Origin of the sequence: Enterobacter cloacae (assembly GCF_011078175.1) — a bacterium.
Lineage (GTDB): Bacteria > Pseudomonadota > Gammaproteobacteria > Enterobacterales > Enterobacteriaceae > Enterobacter > Enterobacter cloacae_Q.
Window position 1 is genome coordinate 159,647 of the sequence record NZ_JAALCJ010000008.1, and the last position, 12,423, is coordinate 172,069.

Annotated in this window: 15 protein-coding genes; 3 read left to right on the forward strand and 12 right to left on the reverse strand. The window is 55.0% G+C overall.

Annotated elements, in window-relative coordinates; genetic code table 11:
* Window positions 1-12 precede the first annotated feature (12 nt).
* A complete protein-coding gene (locus G6Q29_RS17565) occupies window positions 13-1,317 on the forward strand; it encodes a serine dehydratase subunit alpha family protein (RefSeq protein ID WP_165466785.1) in 1,305 nt (434 codons plus the stop codon).
* A gap of 80 nt (window positions 1,318-1,397) precedes the next feature.
* Here G6Q29_RS17565 and G6Q29_RS17570 read toward each other — a convergent pair whose 3' ends face one another.
* A complete protein-coding gene (locus G6Q29_RS17570) occupies window positions 1,398-2,099 on the reverse strand; it encodes a pirin family protein (RefSeq protein ID WP_165466786.1) in 702 nt (233 codons plus the stop codon).
* Between the two features lie 104 nt (window positions 2,100-2,203).
* Here G6Q29_RS17570 and yhaJ point away from each other — a divergent pair, with 104 nt between their 5' ends.
* On the forward strand, window positions 2,204-3,106 hold the full coding sequence (gene yhaJ, locus G6Q29_RS17575; RefSeq protein ID WP_003862655.1) for a DNA-binding transcriptional regulator YhaJ: 903 nt from the start codon (window positions 2,204-2,206) through the stop codon (window positions 3,104-3,106).
* Between the two features lie 40 nt (window positions 3,107-3,146).
* On the opposite strand, the gene G6Q29_RS17580 is transcribed toward yhaJ, so the two are convergent.
* The 11 genes from G6Q29_RS17580 to G6Q29_RS17630 all read right to left on the reverse strand — a co-directional run bounded on the left by G6Q29_RS17580 (window position 3,147) and on the right by G6Q29_RS17630 (window position 10,527).
* The gene (locus tag G6Q29_RS17580; RefSeq protein ID WP_165466787.1) at window positions 3,147-3,512 is read right to left on the reverse strand and encodes a DUF805 domain-containing protein; all 366 of its coding nucleotides are present in this window, start codon (window positions 3,510-3,512) and stop codon (window positions 3,147-3,149) included.
* A 106-nt stretch (window positions 3,513-3,618) separates the two neighbouring features.
* Complete coding sequence (locus G6Q29_RS17585; RefSeq protein ID WP_165466788.1) at window positions 3,619-4,605, reverse strand: glutathione S-transferase family protein; 987 nt, start codon at window positions 4,603-4,605, stop codon at window positions 3,619-3,621.
* Window positions 4,606-4,677: 72 nt separating this feature from the next.
* Window positions 4,678-5,070, reverse strand: coding sequence for a DoxX family protein (locus G6Q29_RS17590; protein ID WP_006812075.1), 393 nt, complete (start codon window positions 5,068-5,070; stop codon window positions 4,678-4,680).
* 252 nt (window positions 5,071-5,322) lie between these two features.
* Complete coding sequence (locus tag G6Q29_RS17595; protein WP_022649477.1) at window positions 5,323-5,619, reverse strand: YqjK-like family protein; 297 nt, start codon at window positions 5,617-5,619, stop codon at window positions 5,323-5,325.
* On the reverse strand, window positions 5,616-6,014 hold the full coding sequence (locus G6Q29_RS17600) for a phage holin family protein (protein ID WP_003862647.1): 399 nt from the start codon (window positions 6,012-6,014) through the stop codon (window positions 5,616-5,618). Before G6Q29_RS17600 ends, G6Q29_RS17595 begins: the two co-directional genes overlap by 4 nt.
* Before the next feature lie 2 nt (window positions 6,015-6,016).
* Entirely contained in the window at window positions 6,017-6,322 is a 306-nt protein-coding gene (locus tag G6Q29_RS17605; protein WP_003862645.1) for a DUF883 family protein, read from the reverse strand.
* 29 nt (window positions 6,323-6,351) lie between these two features.
* A complete protein-coding gene (locus G6Q29_RS17610; protein ID WP_165466789.1) occupies window positions 6,352-6,720 on the reverse strand; it encodes a DUF1090 domain-containing protein in 369 nt (122 codons plus the stop codon).
* Between the two features lie 143 nt (window positions 6,721-6,863).
* Window positions 6,864-7,247 carry an EnvZ/OmpR regulon moderator MzrA gene (gene mzrA / locus G6Q29_RS17615; RefSeq protein WP_165466790.1) on the reverse strand — a complete coding sequence of 128 codons (384 nt, stop codon included), beginning with the start codon at window positions 7,245-7,247 and terminating at the stop codon, window positions 6,864-6,866.
* Between the two features lie 2 nt (window positions 7,248-7,249).
* The gene (yqjA, locus tag G6Q29_RS17620; RefSeq protein ID WP_165466791.1) at window positions 7,250-7,912 is read right to left on the reverse strand and encodes a DedA family general envelope maintenance protein YqjA; all 663 of its coding nucleotides are present in this window, start codon (window positions 7,910-7,912) and stop codon (window positions 7,250-7,252) included.
* A gap of 342 nt (window positions 7,913-8,254) precedes the next feature.
* A complete protein-coding gene (exuR, locus tag G6Q29_RS17625) occupies window positions 8,255-9,031 on the reverse strand; it encodes a transcriptional regulator ExuR (RefSeq protein WP_165466792.1) in 777 nt (258 codons plus the stop codon).
* Between the two features lie 197 nt (window positions 9,032-9,228).
* On the reverse strand, window positions 9,229-10,527 hold the full coding sequence (locus G6Q29_RS17630; protein WP_165466793.1) for an MFS transporter: 1,299 nt from the start codon (window positions 10,525-10,527) through the stop codon (window positions 9,229-9,231).
* A gap of 474 nt (window positions 10,528-11,001) precedes the next feature.
* Between G6Q29_RS17630 and uxaC the strand changes: the two genes are divergently transcribed.
* Window positions 11,002-12,414, forward strand: a complete 1,413-nt coding sequence (gene uxaC / locus G6Q29_RS17635; RefSeq protein ID WP_165466794.1) for a glucuronate isomerase — start codon at window positions 11,002-11,004, stop codon at window positions 12,412-12,414.
* Window positions 12,415-12,423: the final 9 nt, after the last annotated feature.

Consider the following 12,423-nt stretch of genomic DNA (forward strand, 5'->3'; position numbering starts at 1 on the left):
AAGGTCGTAACGATGTCTGAGCAAATTAATCCTTTATGGAACCATTTAATTCGCGCCGTGCAGGAAGAGGTAAAGCCTGCGCTGGGGTGTACCGAACCCGTCTCACTGGCGCTGGCCTGCGCCATGGCTGCCGGGCAGCTTGACGCCGACGTGACGCGTATCGAGGCGTGGGTATCGCCGAACCTGATGAAAAACGGGCTTGGCGTAACGGTTCCCGGCACCGGTATGGTCGGTTTGCCCATCGCGGCCGCGCTGGGGGCGACAGGCGGTAATGCACACGCCGGGCTGGAAGTATTGAAAGACGCGTCGACCGAGGCGCTCACCCGCGCCAAAGCAATGCTGAAAGCGGGCCTGGTGCAGGTGAAATTGCAGGAACCGTGCGATGAGATCCTCTATTCACGTGCCTGCGTTTACGCCGGTGAGTCCTCGGCGATGGTGACTATTGCGGGCGGGCATACGCGGGTCGTCGAGGTGGTTTGTCAGGGCGAAACGCGCTACAGGCTTGACGATCGCCAGAGCCAGAACAACGACGATCCGCTGGCGGTGCTCTCGACCACCACGCTGTCGCAAATCCTTGAGTTTGTGGAGCAGGTACCGTTCGACGCGATCCGCTTTATCCTCGAGGCGGGGCGGCTGAACGATGCGCTCTCCCGCGAAGGTTTGCGTGGCAGCTGGGGGCTGCATATTGGCGCGACGCTCAATAAACAGCGCGCACGCGGCTGGATGGCGCAGGATCTGGGTTCAGACATTGTGATCCGCACCAGCGCAGCCTCGGATGCCCGCATGGGAGGCGCGACGCTGCCAGCGATGAGCAACTCGGGTTCCGGGAATCAGGGCATCACCGCCACCATGCCGGTGGTGGTGGTGGCTGAGCACGTTCAGGCCGATGACGAACGCCTGGCGCGGGCGCTGATGCTCTCGCATCTGTCGGCTATCTATATCCATTACCAGCTTCCGCGCTTGTCCGCGTTGTGCGCGGCGACAACCGCCGGAATGGGCGCTGCGGCGGGGATGGCGTGGCTAATGGGCGGTTCTTACCAGACTATTGCCATGGCAATAGGCAGTATGATCGGCGACGTGAGCGGGATTATCTGCGATGGGGCTTCTAATAGCTGCGCAATGAAGGTCTCGACCAGCGTCACCAGTGCCTGGAAAGCCGTGATGATGGCGCTGGATGATACAGCCGTGACGGGGAACGAGGGGATTGTGGCGCACGATGTCGAACAGTCTATTTCTAACCTGTGCGCCCTGGCGTGCCGCTCAATGCAGGCGACGGACCGGCAGATCATTGAGATTATGGCGAGTAAGGTGTTGTGATTTAATCCAACCCGTTACCCCTCACCCTAACCCTCTCCCTGTGGGAGAGGGAACCGTTCGAGCGAGGGGGCGTGTTGATCTTAAACCGGCAAATCAATCAGCAGCGCGCGCAGCGGCGTATCGGCAACCAGCGTGATGTTTGCTTCATCGCGAATAAACGCCCCGTCACCGCAGGTGAGCGCTTCTTTCTCCTCCGAATGCGTTACGGCATGTACCGTGCCGTGAATCGACTGCAAATAGGCGCGCGGGCCATGAAGCTGGAAGCTCGCCTGTTCATCTTTTTTCAGTTCGATATGGTGCAGCCACACCTGCTGACGTAACTGCAAACTGCCTTTGCTGCCGTCTGGTGAGGCGATCAGCTGCTGTTTATCGCCCTTCAGATCGATCTTTTGCACCAGCGGATTTTCTCGCTCCGGACAGGCATCGAGCCACAGCTGTATGCGGGTCAGCGTTTTGTCTTTGCTGAGGTTATGCTCGCTATAGCTAATACCAGGCTGCGTGGAAATTAACAGCGCCTCGCCAGCCTTCGCCTGGGCATGATTGCCCTCGCTATCGCGGTATTCTGCCTCGCCTTCCAGGATCAGGTTCAGTATATCGACTTTAGGGTACGTGCGCGGCTGGAAAGACGCGCCCGGGGCGAGCACTTCCTGATTCAAAACGCGCAGTGAAGCGTAACCGAGGAGTTTAGGGTCAAAGTAGTGTCCAAAGGAAAAGGTGTAGCGGGCCTGCAACCAACCGAAATCGGCCTGTCCGCACTGTTTCGCTGTTCTTGTCGTAATCATAAACTTGACCTCTCTTTACACTAAATCAATGGTAAAGGTATGGACGATGCATTGTTAGCCAGATATTCTGCCCGGTATGTTCAAATTTCCTGAATGAGAACGAGATGGCTAAAGAGAGAGCATTGACGCTTGAGGCGCTTCGCGTCATGGACGCGATTGACAGGCGCGGCAGCTTTGCCGCGGCGGCAGATGAACTGGGGCGCGTTCCGTCTGCGCTGAGCTATACCATGCAAAAGCTGGAAGAGGAGCTGGATGTCGTGCTCTTCGATCGCTCCGGTCATCGAACAAAATTCACCAATGTTGGGCGGATGCTGCTCGAGCGCGGCCGCGTATTGCTGGAAGCGGCAGATAAGCTGACGACAGATGCCGAAGCGCTGGCCCGCGGCTGGGAAACCCATCTGACATTAGTTACCGAAGCGCTGGTGCCCACCGAGGCCCTGTTCCCGCTGGTGGACAGACTGGCCGCGAAAGCCAATACCCAGCTGTCGATCATCACCGAGGTGCTGGCCGGGGCGTGGGAGCGTCTTGAAACGGGAAGGGCGGATATCGTCATTGCGCCGGACATGCATTTCCGCTCATCATCAGAGATCAATTCACGCAAACTGTACAGCGTAATGAACGTCTACGTCGCCGCCCCGGATCACCCTATCCATCAGGAGCCGGAGCCGCTCTCTGAGGTCACGCGCGTGAAATACCGCGGCGTGGCGGTTGCAGATACTGCCCGTGAGCGCCCGGTGTTAACGGTTCAACTGCTGGATAAACAGCCGCGACTGACGGTAACGTCGCTGGAAGATAAGCGTCAGGCGCTCCTGGCGGGGCTGGGCGTGGCGACCATGCCGTATCCGTTTGTCGAAAAGGACATTGCAGAAGGGCGGTTGCGCGTCGTCAGCCCGGAATACACCAGCGAAGTGGATATCATTATGGCGTGGCGTCGCGACAGCATGGGCGAAGCCAAATCGTGGTGTTTACGAGAAATACCCAAGCTCTTCGCGCATCATAACAAATAAGCGTAGAGGCCCGGTAAGCGTAAACGCTACCGGGCAGAATTTACGCGCTTGCCTTAGGATCCGGACCAAAGCGGTTTTCGCCCGGGGTTCCGCTCTGACAGTTGAAAATTAAAATCACAATCCAGCCGATAAGCGGGATCAACAGCAACAGCAGCCACCACGCCGAACGATCGGTATCGTGGAGACGACGAAACAGTACGGCCCATGAAGGCAGCAGAACTAACACACCATAAATTGTGGTGAGAATGCCTTCACCCCCCTCGCGTTCCCATCCGAGGATCTTGTCCATAATGCCCAGCACCATAATCAGGACGAAGTTCACCAGAACGAACATCCAGTACTCTTTGCGGCGGGCGCGGCCACCAAATCCAATGTAGTTGCGCAGTACTTTTAAATACCAGTCCATTTTTCCTTGCCTCTTAATCAGTCAATCACTTGTTTTCTAAGCGATCGAGGTAAGGATAGATGTATGCCTTGAATTAAAAAAGGGAATCATTTGATTCCCTAAATAATTATCCAAATCGCACGTCGCGCCCGTGCGGTTCATCCAGATCCTGCCACGGGCCAATGGAGATAATGCCCGTTGGGTTGATGGTCTTATGGCTGCGGAAATAATGGGTGCGAATATGGTCAAAATTGACCGTCTCCGCAATCCCAGGCATCTGATAGATGTCGCGCAGGAAACCGTGCAGGTTCAGGTAATCGCTGACGCGATGCTTGTCGCACTTGAAGTGGGTGACATAAACCGGATCAAAGCGGATCAGCGTGGTCCACAGGCGGATGTCCGCTTCGGTCAGACGATCGCCCGTTAAATAACGATGCTGGCCGAGGATTTGCTCCAGGCGCTCCAGGGATCCAAATACGTTGCCCACCGCTTCGTCGTACGCTTCCTGGCTGGTGGCAAAGCCTGCTTTATAGACGCCGTTGTTGACGTTGTCGTAGATCCAGCCGTTCAGCTCGTCAATTTTCTCGCGCAGTTCCACCGGGTAGAAATCCCCGGCGCGCGCGCCGTGCGCGTCAAACGCGGTATTGAACATGCGAATGATTTCAGCGGATTCATTGCTGACGATCGTCTGGTTTTTCTTGTCCCACAGCACCGGCACCGTTACGCGTCCGGTGTAGTGCGGATCGGCGCGCAGATAGAGCTGATACAGGAAATCGTGATGATAAAGCTCATCACCCGTCGCGGCCGGGAAGTCACTGTCGAACGTCCAGCCGTTTTCCAGCATCAGCGGGTTGACCACCGAAACCGGAATTAACGATTCGAGACCCTTAAGTTTGCGCACAATCAGCGTGCGGTGCGCCCACGGACAGGCGAGAGAAACATACAGATGATAACGATCTTTCTCCGCCGCAAAGCCCCCTTCGCCACTCGGGCCGGGTGCGCCGTCGGCGGTCAGCCAGTTACGGAAGGCCGAAACAGAGCGCTTAAAGCGTCCACCGGTGGATTTGGTGTCATACCAGACATCCTGCCAGACGCCGTCTACGAGTTGTCCCATTTTTTACTCCTCCGTCAGATAGCAAAAGCGAGGAGATGTCTCCTCGCTTTGAATGTAATCAGTATAGCCTGCTTACCACTTCTTATTCAGAAGACGGTCGATGCTATAGGCGCCCGGGCCTGTGATGGCCAGCAGCAGGAAGCCCCCCGCGATGGTCAGGTTTTTCATGAACATCAGGGAGTTCACGCCTTCCGCAAAGTTGCTGTGGAAGATGAACGCGGTCAGCAGGGTAAAGCCTGCGGTGAACAGCGCCGTGGTGCGGGTCAGGAAACCGAACAACACCGCCAGGCCGCCGCCGAACTCAAGCAGGATGGTCAGCGGCAGCAGGAATCCCGGCACGCCCATCGCTTCCATATACTGCTGAGTGCCCGCATAGCCAGTGATCTTGCCCCAGCCTGCGGTAATGAACAGAACAGGCATCAGAATGCGCGCTACCAGTACACCAACATCTTCTAATTTTTTCATTTTACTCTCCAGGAAACCACATCAGCGGCTAAACGTTATTTGCGTGCAAATTCGGGTAGATACCGCGTCTTTGCTGTCGATGGAGAGGAGTGTAAACGGGGCGGATGGCAATTGTTAGCAAGGAAAACTGTTAATCTTTTTCAAAGATATTGAGTAATGGAGGTGCGCGCTGGTGCCCTCACCTCAACCCTCTTCCACGGGGAGAGGGCGCAAAAACAAAAAACGGTAACCTGGGTTACCGTTTTGCTTTTATCACCGCAGCTGCTGCTGACGAATCGTGGCTTTTACCAGACGCCATGCGCTCCAGACGCCAAAGCCACGGCGTGCCCAGCGAATCAGCATGTTTGGATGACGAATCGTCCAGATAGCCATCACGCTGCTACCCACCAGCGCCCACGAACGCAGGCTCAGAAGGGTATTCCAGCCGCGATCGTAACGCTGGGTAAGCTCCAGCCAGTCGCGACGGCTGGCGGACAGATCCAGCCTTTGCTGCTGGATCTGACTCAGCAGATACGCTTTCCGCTTTTGACGTTCGGCTTTGTCGCTCACGACTTATCATCCTCCAGCAGAGCGCGGTCGTTCGCCAGCTCCTGACGCGTATGGCGCAGGAAGGTCGACGTGCGCGCTTTATGCAGGGTCCAGATACCGCCTATCAGCGCTGCCACCAGCAGAACCACGGTAGTCGCAATCATCGCGTTCAGACGATACTGGGGATCGATAGCCCAGATGATTAACACCATCAGGCTCATCAGACCAAACGCGGCAAAGAGCATCGTAAGCCCAAGCATGAGCAGCATCTGGAAGAGGTTGGCTTTCTCTTCTTCCAGTTCCACTACCGCAAGCCGGACGCGCGTTTCGGCAATCCCGACAAGCGTTGTGAGAATACGCTGGCCGATGCCGAGGACGTTTTTAGCAGGCCCTTGTGCGTGACGTGGATCTTCCATAATCAACGACGCGTCAGCAGAACACCCAGCACCACACCCACTGCGGCACCAATACCCACACCCGTCCATGGATTATCACGTACATATTCGTCTGCGCGCGCTGCCGCTTCGCGGGTCTGTTTCGCCAGCGCATCACCGGTTTCACCCAGACGGTAACGGCTCTCTTTGAGCGCCTGCTCCGCTTTACTGCGCAGTTTGCTCACTTCTTCTTTCGATTTATCGGCAGAAGAGTTCAGCACCTCTTCCAGGGTATCCGCCAGGGATTTCAGTTCAGCGCGCAGATTTTCTGAAGTTGTATCTTTTGACATGATTCTCTCCTGTTGAGATTTCCGTTAACTCAATAATCGCGAGCTTCCAGCGCTTTTAGTTCGTCCTGCGCTTCTTGCAACTTCCTCTCGCGCTTGGCAATTTTTTCCGCATCACCTTTCTCTTTCGCTTCTCGCAGGTCTTGACGGCGCTCGGCTATCTCGTCCTTTTGTTCAGCGATTTTTTCCTTGTGATCGGCACGCAGCTTGCTGTCCGTACAATTGTCTTTCACTTCGCTCAACGCTTTTTTCAGTCCGTCGATCCGGTGCTGATTGTTATGCTTTTCGGCATAACTGATTTCGCGTTGGATATCCTGTTCTTTCTCCTGACAAAGAGACATAGCGAAGGAAGCTGTGCTTAAAGAAAAAAGGGCCAGAGCCAGGGTGATGCGGTATTTCATTATTGAAACCTTCCATTGTGTAACGGCGTAAGCCGTGTTCCAAAACTATGCGGAGAACATCTGAGGGGTGCTCCGCGTACTTAAGCATAGTAAGTAAACGGGAGTTTCACCAAAGTGAGTGAAAATATTCGGAATATTAGCCGTTAACCGAATCGATGCGACGTGTCGCGTAAACGTGACATCCAGGAGGCAGCATGGCTGTCATCATCCTGTTGCGCGATGATGTAACCCTGCGGCAGCGTGCGGTCCAGCACGGCTTTCGCTGCGGCGCTTTGCGCACTGGAGTCAAATTTTATCAGCAGCACATCGTCTTGCGGCGTGATGCTCTTAAAGCGGATCCCGTTTGCGTCCAGATGGTGCCAGATAGAAAAACCATCCGGCACGCTGGTTCCCTGGCTCACAGGACGGATAGCCAGCGTCGACTCCTGATGCTGTAGCGCCGACCACAGAAGGATGAGGGCGCTGAACATCATCAGTGCGACGATGGCGTAAGAGAAGCGGCGCAGTGCGAGCGGGGAGATAACCATGGTTAACCCCGGGCTCCGTATTTTTTCTTCCACAGTACAACCAGTGAACCGACCAGGCCAAACACCAGCAGAACGACGGGCAGCAGCATCAGGCAAGACATCAGTTGGTCTTCATATTTCATAAAGACCGGCGTTTTACCGAGCGCGTAGCCGAGCGTGGTCAGGATCAGGACCCACAGCAAGCCGCTCATCCAGTTAAAGAACTGGAAGCGCGTGCTGCTCAGGCCGGAGAGGCCCGCAATGGTGGGCAGCAGGGTACGTACGAATGCGATAAAGCGGCCAATAAGCAAGGCGGAAAGCCCATGTTTATGGAAAAGGTGGTGCGCTCGTTGGTGATAATGTGCCGGGAGATGCGAAAGCCAGTTTTGAACGATTCGCGTATTGCCCAGCCATCGCCCCTGAATATAGCTCACCCAGCAGCCCAGGCTGGCGGCAATGGTCAAAAGCAGGACCGTTTGCGGGAAAGCCATCGCCCCTTTCGCGCAGAGCACACCGACCAGCACCAGCAGACTGTCGCCCGGTAAAAAGGCAGCAGGCAGCAGACCGTTCTCAAGGAACAGGATCATAAATAACACAAAGTAGAGCATGCCAATCATGGATGGGTTGGCCAGCGTTTCGAAATCCTGAGCCCAGAGGGCGTGCAGTAGTTGGGTCAAAAGTTCCATTCAGTGTTCCTGGAAATCGGTTAACGTCACGCCTGTAATTCGGGAAAAACAGCACGGCGACATTGTTGTGATTTCATTATGGTCGCTCGCGGACACCTTGATGTGTGGCCAACACTGTTCCCTGTTAATTGGCTGGTTAGCAAGCACTAACTTACAAAATAACGAAGTGAATCCAATTGTAACAAAGCCCGACGTTCTGCGTCACAGAATTTGAGGGGAAACACGATTTTGGCGTAAGCCACGGAGGGGAGCGAGAAATTTTACAAAGGCTGACACTATAGAGGTTTTCTTACTCTGTATGGCCGGAAGGCGCAGCGGTGCGCCTGCCAGCAGTTCGGGGTCTTATTTTACGAGATTGGTCGCCGTATCGAGATGAACCACCGGATTATCGGCAAAAAGATAGCGGTCAGCGTTAAATTCAAAGTCATCACTTGTTTCATTAAACAGCATCTGTTTGGTGTTTTCGAGATGCTGCCACATCGCCAGTTTTGCCGCATGCGGATCTTTACGAATCAAGGCTTTAAGAATTTGGTCATGATCGTCACACCAGTTGTCAACCGTGCGGGAATCAATATGATCGTGCAATTTTTTCCAGTACGGGTTGTGAACGCGCTGAGTCCACATTTTTTCAACGATTGCCGCCAGAGCCGTGTTCTGAGTCGCAAGGGCAACCTGAACGTGGAATTGCAGGTCCCATTCAGAATCGCGGAAACATTTTTCTTTACGCGCGTGATCCTGGATTTCCATCAGCTTCATGATGTCCTGCTTGGTCACCTGCGTCGCAGCAAATTCTGCAATGTTGCTTTCAATCAGCTGGCGAGCCTGAAGAAGCTCAAACGGACCGTAGCTGGCAAACTCCAGACTTTCGTCCGGCGTGGGGGAATGCTTCGCCTGGCTGGAAATCACATGGATGCCCGAACCTTTGCGTACCTCAACATACCCTTCCACTTCCAGCATGATGATGGCTTCGCGGACCACCGTACGGCTAACGCTTTTTTCATCCGCAATGAAACGCTCAGCGGGAAGTTTATCACCGACGAGATAGACCCCTTGCTCGATGCGATCTTTCAGCTCGGCAGCAAGTTGTTGATATAAACGACGTGATTCGGTGATTTCCATATGCGCTCCAGGCAGGGTACGGCGAATGATTTGTTATACCACTTTTACGTGCCAGTCTCCAGATTTTGCCATCAAAAAAGCCGCCCGGAGGCGGCATTTGCATCGTTTTTGCGGGGGGACGCTACGCTTACCCGGTCCACGGTTTTATCGTATGTTGTAGGCCGGGTAAGGCGAAGCAGCCACCCGACACAACAACGCTAACTCTGCGTCGCCGGTCCCCCGAGGGACTCTTTCGCCAGCTCGTCGGCGGATTTGCTTTTCAGCACTGTCCAGATTACCACCGCACCCAGCAGGTCGAAGATAGCCAGTACCGCGAACAGCGGGCTGAAGCCGATCGTATCCGCCAGCGCGCCGACCACCAGGGCGAACATCGTACTAGCTGTCCAGGCGGCCATACCGGTCAGGCCGTTGGCGGTGGCCACTTCGTTACGACCAAACACGTCGGAAGAGAGTGTAATCAGCGCACCGGACAGGGACTGGTGAGCAAAGCCCCCGATACACAGCAGCGCGATAGCCACGTAAGGGCTGGTGAACAGGCCGATCATGCCCGGGCCAATCATCAGCAGGGCGCCCATGGTGACTACCATCTTACGGGAGACAATCAGGTTCACGCCAAACCAGCGCTGGAACAGCGGTGGCAGGTAGCCGCCGACAATACAGCCCAGGTCAGCAAACAGCATTGGCATCCAGGCGAACATCGCGATCTCTTTCAGGTTAAAGCCGTAGACTTTGAACATGAACAGTGGGATCCAGGCGTTGAACGTACCCCAGGCCGGTTCTGCCAGGAAGCGTGGCAGGGCGATACCCCAGAACTGACGGGTGCCCAGGATCTGCCAGACGGACATCTTTTTGCCGTTGTCGGTCTGATGCTGTGCTTCCTGCCCACCAATAATGTACTCGCGTTCTTCCTCAGACAGCTTTTTCTGGTCGCGTGGGTGCTTATAAAAGACCAGCCACGCCATGGCCCAGGCAAAGCTCAGCACACCAGAGATGATGAACGCCATTTGCCAGCTGTGCATCACAATCGCCCACACCACCAGTGGCGGCGCAATCATCGCGCCGATGGAGGAGCCCACATTGAAGTAACCGACAGCGATTGAACGCTCTTTTGCCGGGAACCATTCAGAGCTGGCTTTCAGACCCGCGGGGATCATCGCCGCTTCGGCAGCACCTACCGCACCACGCGCCAGCGCCAGTCCGCCCCAGCTGCCAGCCAGCGCAGTCGCCCCGCAGAAGACGGCCCAGGCTACCGCGAAGAAGGCATAACCAATTTTTGTACCCAGAATATCAAGAACATAACCTGCAACAGGCTGCATTACGGTGTAAGCGGCAGAATAGGCCGCAATGATGTAAGAGTATTGCTGCGTGGAGATATGTAACTCTTCCATCAACGTTGGCGCCGCTGCTGCCACGGTGTTACGTGTCAGGTAGCCCAGCACGGTGCCGAGCGTCACCAGTGCGATCATGTACCAACGTAACCCTTTAATTTTACGCATGTAAAACCTCATCGTTATGTTATTTCCGTGTCGGGACACGGCAACAACTCAACCGTTGCCGGGAGCTGTTCTGTAACGGGAGGGGCGTAACCGGGAACCAGTCCCGGAACGGCCCGAACCTTGCCATTAGTAATCGTGCTAAGTCGGCTTCCGTACCGTTAAATCCGATGTATCAAACACCGGTAATGCATTCCGTCGGCTTATAGTTTGCGACGGCGAAAAGATAACTTGTCATACAACTTTAAAAGGTGAGTGACATCACAAAAGTGTGAATCTTTGTAGGGACATTACGCGGCGTGCGCAAAGCCACGGCTGGCGCGGTCTGCGAGGGGGTTTACCCCTTTGAGGGTAATTTATTTGTCAACGTTTATTGATCTAACTCACGAAAAAAACGTCGGCCAGTGGAAATTGGTGTGATAACTTGCAGCATCTGAACATAAGCTTTCTGACGTTCCCGTAATGAGGAAGACGATAATGACACCGTTTATGACCGAAGATTTTCTATTAGATACCGAATTTGCTCGCCGCCTGTACCACGACTATGCAAAAGACCAGCCGATTTTCGATTACCACTGCCATTTACCGCCGCAGCAGATTGCCGAAAATTACCGTTTCAAAAACCTGTATGATATCTGGCTGAAGGGTGACCACTATAAGTGGCGAGCCATGCGCACCAACGGTGTGGCTGAGCGCCTGTGTACCGGCGACGCGACAGATCGTGAGAAGTTTGATGCCTGGGCCGCCACCGTTCCGCATACCATCGGTAACCCGTTATACCACTGGACACACCTCGAACTGCGTCGTCCGTTTGGTATCACCGGCAAGCTGCTTTCTCCCGCCACGGCGGATGTAATCTGGGAACAGTGTAATGAGTTGCTGGCGCAGGACAGCTTCTCGGCGCGTGGCATCATGAAGCAGATGAACGTGAAGATGGTGGGCACCACCGACGATCCGATCGACTCTCTGGAGCACCACGCGGTTGTCGCGAAGGACAGCACGTTTGACATCAAAGTGCTGCCAAGCTGGCGTCCGGATAAAGCCTTCAACATCGAGTTGCCGACCTTTAACGACTACATGGCGACGCTGGCGGAAGTGTCTGATACCGATATCCGTCGTTTCGCCGATCTGCAAACTGCGCTGACCAAACGTCTGGATCACTTTGCCGCACACGGCTGTAAAGTGTCTGACCACGCGCTGGATGTGGTGCTGTTCGCGGAATCGAACGAAGCCGAGCTGGACAGTATTCTGGCGCGTCGTCTCTCCGGCGAAGCCCTGAGCGAGCACGAAGTAGCGCAGTTCAAAACCGCGGTGCTGGTGTTCCTCGGTGCGGAATATGCCCGTCGCGGCTGGGTTCAGCAGTATCACATCGGCGCGCTGCGTAATAACAACCAGCGTCAGTTCAAACTGCTGGGCGCCGACGTCGGCTTTGACTCCATTAACGACCGCCCGATAGCGGAAGAACTGTCAAAACTGCTGAGCAAACAGAACGAGCAAAACCTGCTGCCAAAAACCATCCTTTACTGCCTGAACCCGCGCGATAACGAAGTGCTGGGCACCATGATCGGTAACTTCCAGGGCGAAGGGATGCCTGGCAAGATGCAGTTTGGCTCTGGCTGGTGGTTTAACGATCAGAAAGACGGCATGGAGCGTCAGATGACGCAGCTGGCGCAGCTCGGCCTGCTGAGCCGCTTTGTTGGCATGCTGACCGACAGCCGCAGTTTCCTCTCCTATACGCGTCATGAATACTTCCGCCGCATTCTGTGCCAGATGATTGGCCGCTGGGTACATGCGGGTGAAGCGCCAGCGGATCTTCAGCTGCTGGGCGAAATGGTGAAAAACATCTGCTTTAACAATGCGCGTGACTACTTCGCCATTGAACTGAACTAAGGCCGTTTG